At 61.4% G+C, this 19,297-nt stretch carries 20 protein-coding genes; 10 read left to right on the forward strand and 10 right to left on the reverse strand.

What is annotated here, in order from left to right; genetic code table 11:
- Positions 1 to 156 precede the first annotated feature (156 nt).
- Positions 157 to 975: a DUF1259 domain-containing protein gene (locus NKI54_RS00110; RefSeq protein WP_352633909.1), complete on the reverse strand. Its 819-nt coding sequence runs from the start codon at positions 973 to 975 to the stop codon at positions 157 to 159.
- Positions 976 to 991: 16 nt separating this feature from the next.
- Positions 992 to 2,284, reverse strand: coding sequence for an APC family permease (locus tag NKI54_RS00115; RefSeq protein WP_352633907.1), 1,293 nt, complete (start codon positions 2,282 to 2,284; stop codon positions 992 to 994).
- Between the two features lie 114 nt (positions 2,285 to 2,398).
- Between NKI54_RS00115 and NKI54_RS00120 the strand changes: the two genes are divergently transcribed.
- The 5 genes from NKI54_RS00120 to NKI54_RS00140 all read left to right on the forward strand — a co-directional run bounded on the left by NKI54_RS00120 (position 2,399) and on the right by NKI54_RS00140 (position 6,807).
- A complete protein-coding gene (locus tag NKI54_RS00120) occupies positions 2,399 to 3,379 on the forward strand; it encodes a chromate resistance protein ChrB domain-containing protein (RefSeq protein ID WP_352633905.1) in 981 nt (326 codons plus the stop codon).
- A gap of 15 nt (positions 3,380 to 3,394) precedes the next feature.
- Positions 3,395 to 4,810 carry a chromate efflux transporter gene (gene chrA / locus NKI54_RS00125; protein ID WP_352633903.1) on the forward strand — a complete coding sequence of 472 codons (1,416 nt, stop codon included), beginning with the start codon at positions 3,395 to 3,397 and terminating at the stop codon, positions 4,808 to 4,810.
- Between the two features lie 155 nt (positions 4,811 to 4,965).
- Positions 4,966 to 5,358, forward strand: a complete 393-nt coding sequence (locus NKI54_RS00130; RefSeq protein ID WP_352633901.1) for an MFS transporter — start codon at positions 4,966 to 4,968, stop codon at positions 5,356 to 5,358.
- 137 nt (positions 5,359 to 5,495) lie between these two features.
- Positions 5,496 to 6,131, forward strand: coding sequence for an MFS transporter (locus NKI54_RS00135; RefSeq protein WP_352690684.1), 636 nt, complete (start codon positions 5,496 to 5,498; stop codon positions 6,129 to 6,131).
- 148 nt (positions 6,132 to 6,279) lie between these two features.
- The gene (locus NKI54_RS00140; RefSeq protein WP_352633899.1) at positions 6,280 to 6,807 is read left to right on the forward strand and encodes a hypothetical protein; all 528 of its coding nucleotides are present in this window, start codon (positions 6,280 to 6,282) and stop codon (positions 6,805 to 6,807) included.
- On the opposite strand, the gene NKI54_RS00145 is transcribed toward NKI54_RS00140, so the two are convergent.
- On the reverse strand, positions 6,808 to 7,395 hold the full coding sequence (locus tag NKI54_RS00145) for a TetR/AcrR family transcriptional regulator (protein WP_352633897.1): 588 nt from the start codon (positions 7,393 to 7,395) through the stop codon (positions 6,808 to 6,810). It abuts the gene before it with no gap.
- A gap of 146 nt (positions 7,396 to 7,541) precedes the next feature.
- On the opposite strand from NKI54_RS00145, the gene NKI54_RS00150 reads away from it, so the two are divergent.
- The 3 genes from NKI54_RS00150 to NKI54_RS00160 all read left to right on the forward strand — a co-directional run bounded on the left by NKI54_RS00150 (position 7,542) and on the right by NKI54_RS00160 (position 9,918).
- Positions 7,542 to 8,426, forward strand: coding sequence for a class I SAM-dependent methyltransferase (locus NKI54_RS00150; protein WP_352690287.1), 885 nt, complete (start codon positions 7,542 to 7,544; stop codon positions 8,424 to 8,426).
- Between the two features lie 112 nt (positions 8,427 to 8,538).
- Positions 8,539 to 9,183, forward strand: coding sequence for a DUF1007 family protein (locus tag NKI54_RS00155; protein WP_352634316.1), 645 nt, complete (start codon positions 8,539 to 8,541; stop codon positions 9,181 to 9,183).
- 21 nt (positions 9,184 to 9,204) lie between these two features.
- On the forward strand, positions 9,205 to 9,918 hold the full coding sequence (locus NKI54_RS00160; RefSeq protein ID WP_352634314.1) for a HoxN/HupN/NixA family nickel/cobalt transporter: 714 nt from the start codon (positions 9,205 to 9,207) through the stop codon (positions 9,916 to 9,918).
- A gap of 372 nt (positions 9,919 to 10,290) precedes the next feature.
- Here NKI54_RS00160 and NKI54_RS00165 read toward each other — a convergent pair whose 3' ends face one another.
- Positions 10,291 to 11,715 carry a tyrosine-type recombinase/integrase gene (locus NKI54_RS00165; protein ID WP_352633893.1) on the reverse strand — a complete coding sequence of 475 codons (1,425 nt, stop codon included), beginning with the start codon at positions 11,713 to 11,715 and terminating at the stop codon, positions 10,291 to 10,293.
- Between the two features lie 608 nt (positions 11,716 to 12,323).
- The gene (locus NKI54_RS00170; protein WP_352456668.1) at positions 12,324 to 12,755 is read right to left on the reverse strand and encodes a winged helix-turn-helix transcriptional regulator; all 432 of its coding nucleotides are present in this window, start codon (positions 12,753 to 12,755) and stop codon (positions 12,324 to 12,326) included.
- A 150-nt stretch (positions 12,756 to 12,905) separates the two neighbouring features.
- On the opposite strand from NKI54_RS00170, the gene NKI54_RS00175 reads away from it, so the two are divergent.
- Both NKI54_RS00175 and NKI54_RS00180 read left to right on the forward strand, forming a co-directional pair.
- A complete protein-coding gene (locus tag NKI54_RS00175; protein ID WP_352633891.1) occupies positions 12,906 to 13,724 on the forward strand; it encodes an antibiotic biosynthesis monooxygenase in 819 nt (272 codons plus the stop codon).
- Between the two features lie 149 nt (positions 13,725 to 13,873).
- Positions 13,874 to 14,611, forward strand: coding sequence for an SDR family NAD(P)-dependent oxidoreductase (locus tag NKI54_RS00180; RefSeq protein ID WP_352577186.1), 738 nt, complete (start codon positions 13,874 to 13,876; stop codon positions 14,609 to 14,611).
- Positions 14,612 to 14,703: 92 nt separating this feature from the next.
- Here the strand turns inward: NKI54_RS00180 and NKI54_RS00185 are convergent, their stop codons facing one another.
- From NKI54_RS00185 to NKI54_RS00205, 5 genes are all read right to left on the reverse strand, one after another.
- The gene (locus tag NKI54_RS00185) at positions 14,704 to 14,910 is read right to left on the reverse strand and encodes a sugar phosphorylase (protein WP_352577184.1); all 207 of its coding nucleotides are present in this window, start codon (positions 14,908 to 14,910) and stop codon (positions 14,704 to 14,706) included.
- A 182-nt stretch (positions 14,911 to 15,092) separates the two neighbouring features.
- On the reverse strand, positions 15,093 to 15,569 hold the full coding sequence (locus tag NKI54_RS00190) for a hypothetical protein (protein ID WP_352621674.1): 477 nt from the start codon (positions 15,567 to 15,569) through the stop codon (positions 15,093 to 15,095).
- Between the two features lie 208 nt (positions 15,570 to 15,777).
- Positions 15,778 to 16,383: a hypothetical protein gene (locus tag NKI54_RS00195; protein ID WP_502896889.1), complete on the reverse strand. Its 606-nt coding sequence runs from the start codon at positions 16,381 to 16,383 to the stop codon at positions 15,778 to 15,780.
- A gap of 213 nt (positions 16,384 to 16,596) precedes the next feature.
- Complete coding sequence (locus NKI54_RS00200) at positions 16,597 to 17,877, reverse strand: GNAT family N-acetyltransferase (protein ID WP_352633888.1); 1,281 nt, start codon at positions 17,875 to 17,877, stop codon at positions 16,597 to 16,599.
- Positions 17,877 to 19,277 (reverse strand): lipopolysaccharide biosynthesis protein, encoded by a 1,401-nt coding sequence (locus tag NKI54_RS00205; protein WP_352633886.1) that lies wholly within the window; start codon positions 19,275 to 19,277, stop codon positions 17,877 to 17,879. Before NKI54_RS00205 ends, NKI54_RS00200 begins: the two co-directional genes overlap by 1 nt.
- Positions 19,278 to 19,297: the final 20 nt, after the last annotated feature.

Below are 19,297 nucleotides of genomic sequence, written 5' to 3' on the forward strand. Positions count from 1 at the left end.
CTTCGACGGAACTGCCACCCAGGCCGACCTTCCCACCGCCGTCGCGCCGCCAACCCGAGCGCGCTGCGCCGAAGTTCTTGGCTTTCGCTACATTTCCGCTGCCATTATATCGCGAGCGCGCGGCGGTCGCATGACTCCTGTGGCGACAGCGACAGACTATTGCTGCGTGTTGAGCGCCCGCCTCAAGCTCTGCGCCAACGCCTGAGCATTGCCGATGCCCCAGTAGTGCAAGAAGATGATCCGCGGGTCTTCAAAGAACATGTGATTGTGCACCGCGATTACTCCAATCGCTCCAGCTTGCAGTTCACGGATGACCGAAGAGACTTCATTTTCGAGCATCGCAAAGTCGCCGCAGACCGCGGCGCGCTCGTCCGTGCCCTGAAAGGCTGCCCACGTGTTGTAGCCCATTGCGGCATCAATATTGAGATCACCACAGCGTGTGCAGACGACGGGCACGGATGGCCGCGCCAGGACAAACTTGAGCACGCCGTCCTTGCTCTCGCCCTTGTGCTCGACAATCGCCTCAAGCGGCGGCGCGTCCAAGCGACTATTCACTTTCTTGATGGCGGGTTCGACAGGATGCTTCTGGCGCACGATCTTTATCGCTTCAAAAATCCTATGCGCTCCTGTCGCCAACGCAGTTTCATCAGCCGTACCCTCGACATGCATAAACATCACGCGCGGCTGCTCGCGGACGAAATGATTGTGTAGGGCTGTTACGTACAGGTTCGCCTGGATCGCTGCGGCCATCGCGTCCTCGATTTCATCTTCGAGCATGACGATGTCGCCCATCAACGTGGCATGATGTGCCCCCTGTTTAAAACTGACCCAGGAGGTGAGGCCCATAAACGGAATGATCTCAAAGCCGTCCAGGGTCACTCTCACTTCACTGCGCGGGACCGATAACTTGAGCACGTCACCCGTGGTCTGTCCCTTCAGTCCGGTAAGGGATTCAATAGCTTGGGTATTGAGCATGTTAGACCTCCTCGTTTCATCGAGCACTAACCGAACCGGATTTCGGTTGGCGCCGCACAATGAATCGAGTGCCGAACGCCAACGCGAGCGTCACCATTCCAATTATAAGGTGAAGGGGTGGTATGAAAAAGAGCAGTACGAAGCAGCCAGCCAGGCCGAACCAAGCGAAGAAGGGCGAGAACAGGCGCTGCTCCTTACTTAAGTGCAGAGCCGCGTAGTGGGTAATGGCAAACCAAACCAGCAGGTAAAAGCTGGCGAGCGGCAAAACCTGACGCAGGTCGAACACCAGCACCACTGCAAAGACGAGCATCCCGACGGCAAGTACTGCGTGGCGCGGCACCTTAAAGCGCGGATGGACCTCGCCGAGCCACTTCGGCAATTCGTGCGCCTCGCCCATCGCGAGCGCCACACGCGAGACGCTGAGCAGATCGCTCACGAGCTCGTTAATCGATGCTGTCCATGCGGCCCCTAGGATCAGCCAACCGCCCCACGACCCGATAGCCTGCATAGCTGCTTTGAAGAGAGGTACGTCATCTTTGGCCATTTCCTCTGCGCCAAGCACCCCCAGAGTAGTAGCGGCCACGGCGTAATAGACGACGGCGGCGATCGCAATGCCGCCTAGAATGGAGAAGGGAATGGCCTTTCGGGGATCCCGAATTTCGCCCGCCATAATGGCGGTGCGCATGAAGCCATCCCAAGCCCAGAAGAAGATCGCGGCGCCAGCCATAAATGCGAATGGCCCCTTATCCAGTGTCGGGACCAAACGAGCGACTTCTACATGCGGAGCCGCGAAAAAGACGAATACGCCCAGCAGCGCAACGATGACCAGCATCAGGCCAATAATGACTTTGCTCGTGAAGGAGATACCGAAGGAATTCAGTACCATAACAACGAGTACAACCGAGCCAGCCGTCAAATGTACGGGCAGGCCAGGAACAAGTTGTGCTGAGTAATGAGCGAAGGCGAGCGATACCACGCTCGTGCCCACAATCCCCTGTCCAACATAGCAGCAGCCAGCAAGGAAGGCGACCGTGTTGAGATGGAACGCCCGGGCCCAGATGAACGCACCGCCTTGTCTGGGGAAATTGACGCCGAGTTGCGCACCGCTGATGCCTGTCGCCAAGCATACCAGCCCGCCTGGGATCATTGCCAGCAGAAGGGCGGAACCGGCCCGCTCGGCGGTCGCACCAAGGGCACCGAAAATACCCGTTCCGATAATCATGCCGGCAGTCATGAGCGTAGCGGCGGTGCGTCCAAGGGTCCGAGTCGCGGATGATCCTGACTGGGTAGCCCCACCCGAGGCTGTCATTTCGGCACCTCCTGTCGGGCGTCAGCGGGACAGTCTGCGAGACCGCCAACGCTACGCCTGAATAAAATATGATACAAGTGTTGCATTTGTTTTTCTCAGTGATACGGTCTGCTGATGAGCGAAGGGGAACTTGGGACCGAGCAGCGCTGGCTGCTCTTGATCCATCAACTGCCGACCAAACCAGCCTATTTCCGGGTAAAGATCTGGCGGCGGCTGCAAGGTATCGGCGCAGTTGCGGTCAAAAGCACAGTCTATGCGCTGCCCGCCGATGCAGAGACGCAGGAGGATTTCGAATGGCTCCTGAAGGAAATTATCGACGGTGGCGGTGAGGCGATGGTTTGTGAAGCGCGTCTGATCGACGGCCTGACGGACGCACAGGTTCGGGCGCTGTTCGATGCCGCGCGGGACACCGACTATGCGGACATCGCCAAGGCAGCGCGCGATCTAACGGCGGCTATCGACTCCGACAAGACCGAGGATCGGCGCGCGGACGCCCGCGCGCAACTCGGTCGAATGCGCAAGCGGCTTGCCGACCTTGTGACAATCGACTTCTTCGGCGCCAGCGGTCGCCTCACTGTCGAGGGACTGATCGCCGAGCTCGAGGCACAGCTTATAGAGGACAAGGCCATGACCAAGGAACCGATGAAGGCGGACGAGCCGAGCGAGCTCAAGGGCCGGACCTGGGTCACGCGCCGGGACGTGCATGTCGACCGCATTGCCTGCAGCTGGCTGATCCGTCGCTTCATCGACGCCGACGCAACGATCCGCTTCGTGGCGGGCAAGGGATACGTGCCAAAGGAGGGCGAATTGCGCTTCGACATGTTCGAGGGCGAAATCACCCATGAAGGCGACCGCTGCAGCTTCGAGGTGCTGCTTGCCCGTACTGCCATATCAGATCCGGCACTGCAGGCCGTCGCCGAGGTCGTACACGATATCGATCTCAAGGACGGCAAGTTCGGTCGCGAGGAAACCACCGGCATCGCCAGCCTGATCGCCGGCATCACTATGGCAAACGCGGGTGACGAGCAACGGATCGCCGAGGGCGCTTCGGTGTTCGACAACCTCTACCGATATTTCCGCTCGAAGCGCGGGTGATCCGAGGAACTAACCATGGCCAATGCAGAGAGCACCGTGACAGCACCGAACCGACCAGACGACACGCCCGGTCATGGCATTTCGTTTGCTGAGGCCACACGGGTCTGGGCACACGTCGCCGCGCTCAGCTTCGGCGGTCCGGCCGGTCAGATCGCCATGATGCACCGGATCATCGTCGAGGAAAGACGCTGGATCGGCGAGACCAGGTTCCTGCATGCGCTGAACTATTGCACGCTGCTGCCCGGACCGGAGGCGCAGCAGCTGGCCATCTACATTGGCTGGCTCATGCACAAGACCAGAGGCGGCCTCGTCGCCGGAATCCTGTTCGTACTGCCAGGCGCGGTCGCCATCATGGCGCTCAGCTGGATCTATGCAATCTTGGGCAATGTCGGAGCAGTTCAGGCCCTCTTCTTCGGCTTGAAGGCGGCGGTCCTTGCCATCGTGCTCGAAGCGGTGTTGCGGATCGGCAGACGGGCGCTCAAGAACAATGCCAAGATCGGGCTTGCGGCGGCGGCCTTCATCGCTCTGTTCTTCTTCCACGCGCCATTCCCGCTGGTCATCCTGGCTGCGGGTGTGATCGGTTATGTCGGGGGACGGGCAGGGTCGGCTGCATTCCAGTCGGGCAACGGACATGGCAAGGTCGGCGGCAAGCAGGTTGCCGACGCCGATACGGCGCTTGGCGAAGGGGTGCCTGCGCATGCCCGGCCGTCAGTCAGTTGGTCGCTGAAGATCGCGGCAGTTTTTCTGGCGTTGTGGTTGGTACCCGTCCTTGGACTTCTGATGCTGCTTGGGCAAGGCAACGTCTTCACCGACATCGCCATCTTCTTCTCCAAGATGGCGATGGTCACCTTCGGCGGCGCCTACGCAGTGCTCGCGTATGTTGCACAGCAGGGCGTCGAGCACTACGGCTGGCTGAAGCCAGGAGAAATGCTGGACGGCCTCGGCATGGCCGAGACCACGCCTGGCCCGCTGATCATGGTCACTCAGTTCGTCGGCTTCATGGGAGCGTACCGGGCACCGGGAGTGCTTAGCCCCCTTGTCGCTGGAACGCTCGGCGGCCTGCTGACGACGTGGGTCACCTTCGTTCCCTGCTTCCTATGGATATTCCTCGGCGCGCCCTTCATGGAAACGATGCGCAGCAACAAGGCCTTGTCAGCAGCGTTGTCTGCCATCACGGCGGCGGTGGTCGGGGTAATCTTGAACCTGGCAGTGTGGTTTGCGCTTCATGTGCTGTTCCACGAACTGCGTGAGGTCAACTGGCTGGGCATGACGCTGGACGTGCCAGTATTCAGCTCCGTCAACCTGCCGTCGCTGGTGCTGACAGTCGGTGCGCTGCTGGCCGTGTTTCGTTTCAAGATCGGCATGATCCCCGTGCTCGCGACATGCTCTGTCCTGGGCGTGCTTTATGGCGTTGCCACGGGATCGATTTGAGCAGTGCCATAGGCGCAACCACTCTTCGGCAGGAGGCATCCCTGACAGCTCAGACGCCGACGAATGTTTCGCGCGAACCAGCGGTCAAACAGAGGTTTTCGCTGCTGCCTGCCGGTGCCAGGCCGGCAGCTGTCCTTCTATTGACGTCCAGGGGATTGAGGGCATTCGGCGACGGACTCGTCAGTCTTCTGCTTCCCGCCTATTTGGCAGCACTTGGCTTCAGCGCTTTTGAGATCGGAAGCGTCGCCACAGCGACGCTCGCGGGTTCAGCGGCGCTCACCTTGACCGTCGGGTTTGTCGCACACCATTTCTCCCGCCGCTCTCTGCTGATCGCAGCTGCCGTCCTGATGGTCGTCACCGGGACCGCCTTCGCGTTGGTTCAGGATTTCTGGCCGCTGCTCCTTGTCGCATTCGTGGGAACGTTGAACCCATCCTCGGGCGACGTCAGTGTGTTTCTGCCGCTGGAGCATGCGCAACTCGCCCACAGTGTCACTGACCGCGACCGCACCGCGCTCTTTGCACGCTACAGCCTTGTCGGTTCACTGTAGGGGCGGTCGGCGCTCTGGCGGCTGGCGTCCCCGACCTACTCCGCCAGATTGTCGACCTGGACATCAAGCAAGCTCTCCAGATCGCTTTCCTGCTTTATGCCTTTCTGGGCGTAGGAGCGCTGCTCCTTTATCGGAAACTGCCGGACGAGCCGCTCGATGCAAGTGCCGTATCAGCGGAACCACTACGCAAATCTCGAACCATCGTCCTCACGCTCGCTGCGCTTTTCAGCCTTGACGCTTTTGCGGGCGGTTTCGTGGTTCAGTCGTTGTTGGCTCTTTGGCTTTTCCAACGGTTCGGCCTATCGCTCGCCGCGACGGGCGCAATCTTCTTCTTGACGGGTATCCTTTCGGCTGGGTCGTATCTGGTCGCCGTGCAAATCTCTAAACGGATCGGGCTGGTGAACACGATGGTGTTCACGCACCTGCCATCCAGCCTTTGCCTTTTGCTCATCCCCTTCATGCCGAGCCTCGGTCCCGTTATCGTACTTCTGCTGATCAGGAGCGCTTTGTCGCAGATGGATGTGCCGACCCGCACCTCCTACGTCATGGCCGTGGTATCGCCTGGTGAGCGGGCCGCAGCCGCGAGTGTCACCGCTGTCCCGCGCAGCCTCGCGGCAGCCGCCAGCCCGATGCTTGCCGGCTCGCTGCTCGCAATGTCCGGTTTCGGTTGGCCGTTGCTCATCGCCGGCGCCTTGAAGATTGTCTACGACATCCTTCTGCTTGCGATGTTTCGCAAGGTTCGCCCGCCAGAGGAACGACTGGAGGGTCTATAGCAGCCCGCAGCATGCCCGAGCCAATATGAGCGGCGCGCGCCCTACGTCATTCTGCAGGTGCTACGTCCTTGGCAACCGCTTGACCAGCGCGCCAACGCCTCCATCTTAATCGTACCGGTGCTCGCTCCCAGCGCGAGGTGTAACTGATATGTCGAAAGCCGTCTTCGCTTTTGCGCTCGCAGGCGTCTGCCTGGTATCGACACCGGTGTATGCCGACAAGGTCGATCTGGGGCTAGAAGCTTTTCACCAAAACTGTCTTGCCCATGGCCCCGACTTCGAGCGAACCGTCGCTGTGGCGAAGACGCGTGGATGGACACCGCTATCCGGTGACGCAGCGCTTGCTCCAGTCGATGACGTGAATGCCTTTCAGGGGTGGGCGGTGACTGGCAACGATCTACCTGCCGGAACCATAATCGCGGTGACCAAAGCCAACTTGAACGGCAAGGCCGTGCAGACCTGTTCCATCAGACTGTTCGACGTCGACCGCGCAACATTCGAGCAACGCTTCTTCGCCCGGACGGACGCCGAAAAAATCAGCGAGGACCGGAATGGAGATCAGGTCACCAAACTTTACATATTGGTTGCAGGCAATCGAAAACAGCTCGTCCATTTGACATCGCCGGTCGACACGGAGCGAACGAATTCGATCATTGCAAGCTCGATAGCCGACGACTAATCAGGCGCCGATGCCTTTTCCCGCCATCCTCTGGAACAGGTCGTCTGCTTGTGCCGGTGAAAGGTTCATGTCGGTGGCGACCCACCAGGCGAGCACCGCAAGAAATGCGCCGGCGATGAATTGAATGGCGAATTCGGCAGGCATGCCGCGATCGCCGATCCGTTTCTCGACGAGTTCTTCCCGGACGGCTCGCCGGATACGCTCACGCAATTCGTCGTGGATCGTATCGCCGCTGCTGGAAAGCAATGCGTGGTGAAGCGGTCGGAATGCATGGGCGTGCTCGAACATGGGCAGGCTGAACTCGAACAGGCGGCTACCTGTTTCTTGATTTGCCGCCTCGCGCCTGCGGCCGATCGACCGCAGATGCGCCTCGATGGTCGCGCTGCGCAGAGCATCCTTGTCGGCATAGTGGGTATAGAAGGTCGACCTGCCGACATTGGCCCTCTGGCAGATGTCGTCGACGGTGATGGCAGCATATCCCTGCTCCGGGATCAGGGCGATGAACGCGTCCTGCAGCAGGCCGCGCGTCCGCGCGACGCGGCGGTCGATCGTGTTCCGCTCGCCTGCACGTTCGATTTTCATGGCCATGGCCCTCTGCAGTGCCCGGTTTCGGACATTCGGCGGTCCGGTGTCCGACAACAGCATTTCCAGACATTGTGTCCATTATGATACGCCAAGTCCAGGAGCTCAAATCGGGTTTGGGCACGCCGCAACGAAGCAGAAGGTCGCCAGACATGCACTCATCTGATCATCACGCCGGTAACGGACCGCATTCGCGCAAGAGGGTGATAGCGTTGGCCCTGCTTGCCAAACTGTCGCTGGTCGCCGGCTTCCTCGTCCTCGCCAAATTGGGCATGGGCTATGTTCAGGCTGGCGCCTGGACGGCGGCATTCCACGGCCTCGTCCTTGCGGTGATCGCGGGATTGGCGCTATGGGGCAGCCTGCGTCACAGGGGGCTGGTCGGCAACGGTGCGCACGGCGCGAGCGACAGGGGCGTTGGCATCGTCCTGCACCGGGCGGCCGCCTATGACTTGCTTGCGCGCGTTCTGACCTTTGGACGCGAGGGCCGGTTTCGCGAGTTCATGCTTCGCCCGGCAAAGCTCCAGCCCGGCGAAGCGATGCTCGATGTGGCCTGTGGAACGGGAACCCTTGCCATTGCCGCGAAGCGGCTGGTCGGTTCGGACGGCAGCGTCACAGGCATCGACGCGTCGGTCGAAATGATCGAGAGGGCGCGCGCCAAGGCCGAGCGGTCCGGTCTCGATCTGACTTTCGTCAACGGGACGGCGCAGGAGCTTCCCTTCAAGGACGCGCAATTCGACATCGTCGTCGGCACGCTGATGCTTCATCACCTGTCGAAGCCCGTTCGATCGGCCTTCATCCGCGAGGCGGCACGCGTCTTGAAGCCAGCAGGCCGGCTGTTACTCATCGACTTCGGCAGGCCCGTGCGCAAGTCCAGATTGCCCAGGCTCCACAAGCATGGTCATGTCGATATGCATTCGGTCGCCTCGCTGTTGACCGAGAGCGGATTTCAGGTCAGCGATATCGGCGCCGTCGGGACCAAGAACCTGAACTATATTCGCGCGACGGTGAAAAAGGACCAGCCAGGCCAGGCGTCGTGATCATGCTCAGACGCTAGTTGCATGACGACCTGTTCTGGTATGTCCCATTTCGGCCTGCTTGCAATGGCAGGTGTACCTGATCCGGAATCGACGAGCGAAATGTGAGCGAAAAATGCAGCTGACGGGCATAGGATCAGGCGCGGCGCTGTTGCTCGCTTCCGCCGCGGCGGCGAACGCCCATCCGCATGTGTTTGCCGAAGCGAAGCTGGATCTGACCGTTGGTCCAGACCACACGGTCAAATCGCTTCGGCATCTCTGGCGTTTCGACGACCTCTTTTCCAGCACCGTGCTGATGGAATTCGACAAGAATTCCGACCTTGTCCTTGATGCCAAGGAACTCGATGAAGTCGCTCTCACCGTCCATGCGTCGCTGGCCGAGTACAACTATTTTCAGATGGTGACCTTGAACGGCAAGGACGTGACGATGGCGCCACCGCCGAAGTTCAGCGTCAGCTATGAAAACGATCGACTCGTCGTCCAGTTCGAAACGCAGCCGAAGGACCCGTTGGCCCTTGCTGGAAAAGTCAGCATCGGCGTGTACGACCCGACCTTCTACACGGCGATCGATTTTACCGACGACGACAAGATTGCTGTGGCTGGCCTGCCTGAAGGCTGCTCACGCGCGGTCGTGCGTCCAGATCCGGACACGGCCATCGCGCAGAACCAGAAGAGCCTGACAGACGCGTTCTTTAGTGACCCGACGGGGACCGATCTCGGCAAGATTTTCGCGACACGCCTCGAACTGACCTGCGGCTGAAGCGGAGCCGGTTCGATGGCCATGTTCCAAATGCTGGTCGAGTTCCAGCGCACGATCTACCTGGCGCTTGCCGAGCAGATCAAACTGCTTTCGGCCGGCGGCGATTGGCTGGCCTTCACGGCCTTTCTGCCCATGGGCATTCTGTTCGGTGCGGCGCACGCGCTGACGCCTGGCCATAGCAAAGCCGTGCTGGCGACTTATCTTGCCGGATCGGATGCAAAAGTTTCTCGAGGCCTCCTCGTATCGACAACCCTATCGATCACCCATGTGACAACAGCGGTTCTGATTGCGGTCCTTTCCTTGCCGCTTGTCTCAATCGCCCTGGGGAGTGTTGGCCGCGCTCCTCTGCTGGAAGACATCAGCCGCGGACTGCTTGGGTTGATCGGCCTATGGATGCTGTGGCGGGCACTCAGCCATGGGCATCATCACAAGCACGAAGGCGAAGCCGTCGGAGTCATGGCTGGACTGATTCCTTGTCCACTCACGCTGTTCGTCATGACGTTTGCGATCGCGCGCGGCGTGCCGGCGGCCGGTATCCTGTTCGCCGGCACGATGATGATTGGCGTGGCGATCACGCTGTCAGCCGTCGCAATTCTCTCGATCCTACTGCGCGAACGCCTGGTCTGGTTTGTCGAAGGCAGGTCGCGTCTGTTCGAAGCGATCACGCGCTCTATCGAGGGCTTGGCTGGCGCTGCCCTGATCGCCCTCGCGATCCATGAAATCTTGCTTCGCTGATTTGACGAGGACACGACTGTCGGTGCAGGACCGCTGCACCCTGTCGGACTCCGCTGTAGCGATTTCTGTCCTCCGTGGGTGGCGCAGAGTGTCAACGCTGTGCTGGGGATGCGCGGCGCCGCGGGGAGGAGGTCGTCACCCGCCGGCAACTGGATGCTCAGGCGTCGAGGTCGTCGACCGCGAAGCGGACATATTTGCCGAACTTATGGAAGGACGGGCCACCGCTCAGCGATCGTAAGCATTCCAGAGTGTGGGCCTCCAAACGAGATAGCGAGCCGCCGCTTCGGTATCGACGAACCGGATCGACTCCGCGTCATCCACGAATTGCGCGCGACAGAGGTGTCCGGCGCCGGCCAGCGTTGCTGCGTTGGCTTATTCGAAACCGGAGGAATCCTGCTCACCGTCTGCGCGCCTAGTTCCCGGAGGCACTGCCCGGTTCTGGCCGCTACGGTGGCGGAACGGCCTGTAATTTCCGAGCTTTGTACGTGAGGAGTATTTGCCGTCGACAAGACCAAGTGGCTTTTGATCTGCCGCCTGGGTCAGCGATTCAGCGGGCTCGGGGGCGATGGTGGGAGGCGCGACGATTGGCTCGGGGATGAGCGTTGGGGCTGGGACTGCCGGCGCGCCGCCGATCAGGGTCAGACGCCTCTGCGCCACGGCCTCGGCGGCCGCCCTTATTGGGTCATCCTCGGTGTGGACGTAGCGCATGAACATGGTGACGGTCTTATGCGCGGTGAGCGCCATGCCGACCTTCACCGGCACGCCGGAGTTGGCGATGTCGGTTGCCGAGCGGTGTCGGATGCCGTGCGTGCCGATGTGCGGCAGGCCGGCCCGCTCAAGGATGCGCTTCCAGCCGTGATAGTAAGTGTGCTTCGACATCGGGAGGTTTGGATCAAAGATTGATGGGCAGACGAAGGGCGAGGCCTCGAAGCGCGGGGCCGTCCCGAACAGCCGGGCCGCCTCCGCGCTCATCGGCTTGGACATAACGCCGGTCTTGCTATCGGGCCATTCGATGCGCCGGTTGTCGAGATCGACCCAAGCCCATTCGAGCTGCCGGATCTCCGACATGCGCGCGGCGAACTCGAATTGGAGCCGGACTGCGAGGAGGATGAAGGGATGCTCCAGGCCCTCGGCTTCGGCCTTGTCGAGGTAGGCGTAGAGGAGCTTCAGTTCCGTATCGGTGATCAGCCTTGTCTTTCCCCGTTCCGGGAATTTAGGAACATGTCGGCATGGGTTCGACCCGTCGGGCCGCATTCCCCAGACCTCGGCCATGTTGAACATCTTTCGGACGACTGCGAGGACGCGGTTCGCATTTGTCGGGGTCCTCGACATTTTCTTCATGAGGGTCGCGATGTCGGCCCGCGTAACGTCGGGCACCTTTATCTGGCCGAGGTGTGGGACGATGTAGAGCTTCCCGTACCCCCGGTTGGATTTGACAGTCGAGGGCTTGTTTCGGTTTTCCGAGTAGTCGTCGATAAAGCGACCGAAGAGTTCCTTGACCGTCGGTGCCTTTCGCGCGGCGGAGCGTTCGGCGCTCGGGTCCTTGCCCTTGCGGACGTCGGCGAGCCAGTTCTGGGCAATCGTTCGAGCCTGCTCTACAGTGATTTCGCCGAAGCGGCCGATGGCGGGCTTTCGCCGCTGGCCGTTGGCGGCGACGTAGGCCACCATGAATATCTTGCGCCCGGTCGGGGTGACCTTCAGCAAGAACCCCGGTATGACGGTGTCGCGAAGTTCGTAGGGCTCCTGATCGGCCGTTGCAGCATCGACGATCGTCTTGGTGAGCTTGATTTTGGGCATTCCTAACCTCCATTAAAGTCGATCTCAGGTGCAGAATGGGTGCAGCCCGAAATCAAACCGTGGCGTATGTCCGGTTAGGTATCGATGATTGGATGAGCCGAAAAAGCTAGTGTCTACAATCGGTTATCGTACAATTGGATACCGCCGGATAAAGTTAGGATAGGGCATATCCGGCCTCTCAAAATCGAGTTCCGCAAGGAGTGCTGGTTCGATCCCGGCTAGGGGCACCACTTTTTAAATTCCCACCCACTTCTTATTGAACCTAATGGCGTGGATGGGATCGTCCAGCGACGCGCCCGACCGTGGCCGAATGATTGCACCTTGCCTGCTGCCGCGAGCTGCTCGAGCTTCCGCTGAACGGTGCGCGGACCAGCCCCAAGCGCAAATCTGGCGTTCCTCACCGCACGCGATCAGGCGTGCCGCGGTCCCGCAAAAAGACGTTGCCGCAAAGTCGATCGCTGCCCGACGGACATGTTTCCTCCCGCGAACTACCCACCAGACCCGGCCCACAGATGCAACCTCGGGAGGTGAGATATGCGGTAACATTATGGCACAATGCGAAACAGCTTCGTCTTGGATCGTGCTGCGGGCCGGACCCGCCGCCGTGCCTAGCGCAGGGCCGCCACGACGTCGGCGAAGTCGGCCCGCTTGCCATTGCCGGCGCGACGCAATTGCACCTCGACGGGCTTGCCGTCGGATTGGTCGCAGTAGACGATGGGTCCGGGCCGCACCCATTTGTCGCCCCACTCGGTCAGCGCGATAATGACCGTTTTGAATTCCAGCCCCTTCCGGGTCAGGACGTAGTCGGCCTGCTCGCCGGCGGCACCCGGGCGACGGTCCATCAGGCCGGCCTCGACGAAATCCTCGAGGCGCTTGGCCAGGATGTTGGTGGCGATCCCCAGGCTCTTCTGGAATTGCGAAAAGCGCGTGCAGCCGCCGAATATCGCGTCGCGCAGGATCAACAGGCTCCAGCGCTCGCCGACCAGTTCCAGGGCCCGTGAGGCCGAGCAGTTTTGTTTTTCATAGAGACGACCAAGCATGGTGTGAACATACCCTATTGACTTGCATCATGCAAGTATGCATTGTGCTTGCATGATGCAAGCGACAGAGATCGAGAGAGCGTCGCTCCACTTCATCGCCCGAGATTTCGGGTGTCCATCAACCAATCAGATCCAGACAGGAGATATGTCATGAAAAAGGAAGAAGATTACACGACGTCATTCGTCGTTAAGCAAAGCCCCGAAGAGGTTTTTGCCGCGGTTGTCAATCCGCGAGCCTGGTGGTCGGAAGATATAGATGGCGATACCAATAAGCTCGGTGCGATATTCTACTATCATTTCAAGGATATCCACCGCGGCACATTCAAGGTCACGGAGCTTGTGCCTGGCAAGAAGGTCGTCTGGCACGTCGTCCAGAACTACTTCAACTTCGTCAAGGATGCGACCGAGTGGACCGGCACGGACGTGGTCTTCGAGATCGCGCCGACCGAAAAGGGGACCGAGCTGCGTTTCACCCATGTCGGGCTGAAGCCGAGTGAAGAATGCTACGATGTCTGCCATGACTCCTGGCGCTTCTATGTCGCGAGTCTCCGCGACCTGATTTCGACGGGCAAGGGGCAACCCAACAAGGGCGAAGAGAACGCCAACCCAACGGTCGTGCCGCAAAGCGAGGATACCCGCACCGCCGAGCGCAAGGCGGCAGGCGATGGCGCCGGGATGATCGTCATGACGACGGCAGCGGCGAAGCCCGGCATCGAAAGCAAGGTGCGGAATGCCCTGCGGGACGTGGCGGGGGCGGCCCGCAAGCAAAGCGGGTGCATCGACTATAGCGTCTTTCGCTCGGAGGCAGAGCCCAACGTTACCATCTGCGTCGAGCGCTGGGCATCGAAGCAGGAGCGCGACGCTTTTCTACGCTCGGCGGACGCGAAGAATTTCGTTTCGGCCATAAGCGGCGCCTTCCTGGAGCGGCCTTCGCCGATCTCCTACACGACGTTGGAAGTCGGGTCCTAATTGCAAGGTTCGCCTGGTCACCGCGCCGGCTGCCCTGGAGCAATGCAACGGGGGAGACGGCGTCCAAGCGTGGGAACAGAAAACCATAACCTACTTGCATGATGCAAGAACGAATGGCTTGCATTCATGCAAGAGGAGGAGAGATCGCCGTGCCGAAATCGATGGAAGTCACAAACAAAGCCGTTCTCGTGACCGGGGCCAATCGCGGCCTCGGCAAGGCGCTGGTCGAGGAAATATTGAGGCGGGGTGCCAAGCGCGTCTATGCCGGCGCGCGCAAACCGCTCGCCCACGCGGATCGGCGCGTCACGCCGCTGATCCTGGACGTGACCGATGCGGTGCAGATTGGGGCGGCTGTCGAGCGGATCGGGTCTCTCGATATCCTCATCAACAACGCCGGCATCGGGCTCTACGACGATCTTGGCGATCGTGCTGCGCTCGAGCGACACCTCGCCGTCAACCTGCTCGGCGTGCATGGCGTAACCCACGCATTCCTGCCGCTGCTCACGCATTCGCGCGGCGCCGTGGTCAACATCCTGTCGGAAGCGGCTCTCGTTCCCTTCCCGATTATTCCGTCTTACTCACTGTCGAAGGCCGCCGCGTTTTCCATGACGCAATCGCTGCGTGCTCTCGCCGGCGCTCGTGGCGTGAGCGTTCATGCAGTCCTGTCCGGTCCCATAGACACCGACATGAGCAGAGACGCCGATATACCGAAGAGCTCCGCGGAGAGCGTCGCGAAAGGCATCCTGGACGGCATGGCGCGAGGGGAAGAGGAAATCTTCCCTGATCCAAAATCGGCATCCATGGCCGAGAGCTGGCGCGGAAGCGCGTTCAAAGCGCTCGAACGCCAGATGGCGGCTTTCGTCCAAGCCATGCCCGGCGAGCCATAGGCGACTGGCCATCGATGCGCTGCCAGCATTTGCAATTCAGCGCCCCACAGTGGAGCGGAACATCATGCTGTTGAACGCAACTTCCCCGGTTTTCACCAGCGGATCACGATGACTTTGTCGGTCCCGTTGGCGAGTTCGACAGCTTCGGTGCCATCCGGTTTGCGGCTTTGGATTCTGGCGCTCTCGACAGCTTCAACGCCAACAACGTTGACTGCAAAGGCTTCATCGATTTCGGCGGCACAGACCAAGGTGTCCGGCGGCAGGTCCTTTATTTGATCCAACAACTCGCGAAGCTTCATGGTCGAATCTCCTTGGCGATAGCAGGAATGAGCAGCACGCTTTCGCCGCACATTCGGAACCATGTCCCTTGAGAAAGGTTCCCGATGAGGTGGAGATGCCGCAGAATGGGACGAACACGGCGATCCGCCCGTCGCGATGATGTGAACGCGCCGTGCGAAGCATCTGTCTCAAATCCCTGTCCCTAATGCTGCCGGCGCAATTCCTTGTTGATCATGCCGCCCATCGCTAGACCGACCGCCATCACCGCAAAAGTCGCCGCGATAGATCGCTTCGGCAGCACCGTCTCCCAACCTGGCGTCAACCGCTTCGGCACGAAGCCATAATCTGTTGCCGCGGCAATGGCCGCTGCCGCCAACGCATCGCGAAATATCAGAAGCGACGGACGCGGCGGCCTCGAGGCGAGCCATAGTTCGAAAAGGAATGCCCAGAAGATGGAGGAAGCGTGATGCGTGCCATAGCCGACGAGCGTGTGCGCCACGTCACCGCGCCGCACCGACGCGGCCTGTTCGCCGTAGAGCCAGTGGCTGGTCGCATTCGTGGGCTGCAGGGCGCCTTTGCCTTCCCGCCTGGCAAGCAGGGCCAGCGCAGCTGTCGTGGCGAAGCTGACGATCGTACCCGAAACGGCTGCGGACAATCCTGTCTGGATCAGACTTTTCACTTGGTCCTCCGTCGTTTCGCGGTCGGCTCCTTGGAACGCCTTTGTGAATTCGCGGCAGTGTCGTGTGATTGCCAAAACGGCAAAACGAGTCCGAAGTTCCGGGCACGGACTTTTGGTTGGACGTTATCCCAGGAGCGTCCTCCGGGATAACGCCTTTGAAGTCCGGCTGCCTTTCCTCGCAAGCTACGGATCGTACCCTGAGCCGCTATTACATTGGCCCCGGCACCATCTTGGTCGGCTGCTCAGGCATCGGAAACGGATAGTTGTCGCATTTCACGTCCGGGTTCGTCGGGCTGAACATTCCGAGCGGGTTGTCCTTGAACAGCCAGGCGTGAAGGTCGTAGTGGTGGAACTCCTTCGGGATGAGCGGATAATGCCCCTCCATCGGCCCCTGGAATGTCTGGCCGAAGAGCTTCGGCGGCTCCTTTGTGTCCGGCGTCAAGGGCACGAGCCATTCCGCGCCGACCAGGCGCAATTCGCCGCCGACCGGCTCATAGATCAGCACATTGGGGCGCGTCGGATCCGCGGTCGGGCCGACAGTCGTGACGTTGACGAAATGGATGCCCATCGCGCCCTTCGGGTAGTCCATCGCCCCCTCTACCTTTTCGCCGCTGTAGAAGACGCATCCTACCGTCGATAGATAAAGCTCGCGAATGGCAACCTTGTAGTCTTCATACCTGGACAGCGATTTACGCAGGGCATCGATCTCGGCTTTGTCGGGTTCGGCCGCCCGAGGAGTGGCGGCGTTCAGACACGCGCCAACGAGACCTGCCAAGGTGAGGATACCGACACGCCTGAGGTGAGTTGTTTTCATCATGCATTCCTCCCAGATTTTTTTCTTCTGGCCGTGCAGGACCGAGGCGGCAGTGATGCTGGACGCGCGGCCGTAATCGATCGCCTCATCCCGGTTGGGACTGCGTCGATGCTAATCCTTTCCGCTGATCGGGAGAATTAACCCTGACGACCTAGGCCCGAGCGGGCCGACGGTGCGGAGACGGACGGTCGGGCCCACTTTGGACCCCAAGCACTAGCGCCGGCGCAGCAGGCTCCTCATCCGGTTGCGCAGCAGACGCGCCATGTTGCGGGTTTCGCGGTAGAGGTGAAGCTGCGACGCCGCCTGGCGGGCGGGGCGGTCGGCGTCCGGCGTCAGCCCGATCACCAGCGTGCCCATCGGCTTGCGTTCGCTCCACAGCCGGCTCATCACCGGATGGTCGGGCACCGCGCAGGAATCGGTCATCATGATGTTGGGGTCGTCGAGATGCTGCCTGGTCACCTCGATCATCAGCAGCGTGCCCGGCGAATAGGCGGCGAGCGTCTCGTCATAGGCGGTCTTCCAGGTGTAGGCGACGCCGGCCTCGACGAAGACGATCAGGCAGGCGACGGTGCGGCCGTCGAGCGTCAGCGAATGGATGCGGCAGAGATCCTGCTCGGCCAGCCGGTGCACCGCTTCGCGGGCGAAGGCGGCGCGGTAGCGGTCGATGGCCATGGCGGTGCGCTCGCGGCCTTTCCAGCCGGCAGCCTCCAGCGTCAGGAAATTTTCGATGGCGTGGCGGATCTCGTCAGGCCCGCGCGCCACGACATGCTGCAGCCGGCCGAGGTCGGCGAGGCGGCGCTTTAGGCGGCGGAACTCGCGATAATGGTGGGCGCGCAGCGAAGCCTTCAGATATTCCTCGCCGTCGAGCGCGCTTTCGAGCACCGGGCGCTCGGCCTTGCCGGTGGTGACCAGCGTCAGGCCGCGCGTTTCGGCGACGCTGGCGAGCAGGCTCGCCACCGGGCCATCCAGCCTTATGTCGGGCAGCACGAAGACCTTCGGCAGCTTGAGATGCGGCCTGGACAGCATCGCGAAGAAATCCTCGATGACGCCGATCGGATCGTCGCGATCGACCAGCGGCGTGCCGATCGGGCCGAACGGGCTCGACCAGGTGCGCATGACGGGAACGCCGAGCGGCACCATCGGCCGCTCGACCGAGAACGGCACCAGCAGGCGCAGCCGGTTGCGATACTGGTCACCGTCCCGGATGACGGCCAGCCGCACCTCGCGGTCCTCGAGCCTGGGCATGGCCGGCGCCAGGAAGCGCGGATTGAAGAAGACGTTGGACTCGATCGTGCGGGTACAGAGATAGTCGAGCTCCTCGACCAGGTCGAAGCCGGCGGAGGCCGGATAGATGGCAAGCTTGCGCTCGGGCCGGTTGTTGGCGAGGATCTCGACATGGGCGGGATCGGCTTCGCGGGCAAGCCCGGCAAGGCCGGACACCATGGCGCCGGCCGGGCCGCCGCTGGTTTCCTCGAGCAAGGGGACGGCAGCCATCAGGCGGCTCCTTTGGCGGGCACGAAAATGACCATGGCGATGCCGAGCTTGCGCCAGACCGTAAAGGACAGCGCGCCGGCCTCGAAGATCATGGCGAAGACGGTGGCCATCGCCGCGCCCCACAGACCGAAGAGCGGGATCAGCACGACGCTAAGCGCGATGTTGAAGGCCAGCGTCATGGCATAGACGGCGGCACAGATGTTCTGGTTGCCGCTCATGGTGAGCAGGCTTTCGCAAGGGCCGACGGCGGCCCGCGCGACGACGCCGAACACCAGCAGGAACAGCAGCGGATAGCCGGCGGAAAATTCCGGGCCGAACAGGGTCAGCATCGGCTCGCCCAGGGCCAGCACCAGCAGCACCATCGCCAGCGACGGCCAGAAGGTCCACGACACGGTTTCGCGGGCGAAGGCGGCGAGCTTTTGCGGCTCGCCATGGGTGAACTGCGCATAGCGCTGGGCGACGCCGGCCTTGACCGCGAAATAGACGAAATGCACCAGCGCCAGCGTCTTGACGGTGGCGAAATAGACGGCGACGTCGTTGGGATCGAGATAGGCGCCGACCATCAGCACGTCGGCATTGGTGAGCAGGAAGAAGAAGCTCTCGACCAGGAAGATCGGCAGCGAGACGATGAACCATTGGCCGAAATGCAATTTCATCGGCCCGGCCGGAATCCTTTTGTCGATGCGCGACGTCACGCCGATAAGCTGGCCGAGCGTGGTGGCGTAGGTGGCGGCGATCGCGGCGAAGATCGCGGTCTTGGCGTCCGGCGCATAGCCCGCCAGCAGCATCAGCGCCATGAACGCCAGGATCAGCAGCGGCCGCACCAGGAATGTCGGCGACAGCGCAAACAGCGCCCAGGAATTGGCCCGCGCCAGCCCTTGCAGCAGGTCGGACATGGCGATCATCGGCAGGCAGATGATGCCGAGGATGAACGGCACGACATAATAGTTCTCGATAAAGGGCGACAGTAGCCAGACGCCGAGCGCGCCGAGGCCGGCGATCACCGTCGAGGCAATCAGCACGAACAGCCGGCTGGCCCGCACGATGCCGCGCAATTCGGCTAGCATGCCGCGCTCGCGATATTCGGGAATGAAGCGGATGATCGAGGTGTGGAAGCCGAGGCAGGCGAGATTGCCGACGATGACCATCGTCACCCACACGAGCACGAAAATGCCGTATTCGAACGACCCCATCCAGCGCGCCATCAAAACCTGGCTGACGAAGGCGATGACGGCGCTGACGATGCGGACCGAAAAGGCGATCAGCGACATGCGGCCGGCCTCGCCGCGCGCGCCGGCGCTGAACAGGACGGCATCGATCAGGCCAAGCAGCGGCCTTATGCGCAGCGCAACGCGCTGCGGCAGGAACCGCCCGGCTGTCGTCGCCGCGGAAAAGCGCACCCAATACTCTCCGTTTTCCG

Source organism: Mesorhizobium sp. M0663, assembly GCF_040320585.1.
In the GTDB taxonomy this organism is placed as follows: domain Bacteria; phylum Pseudomonadota; class Alphaproteobacteria; order Rhizobiales; family Rhizobiaceae; genus Mesorhizobium.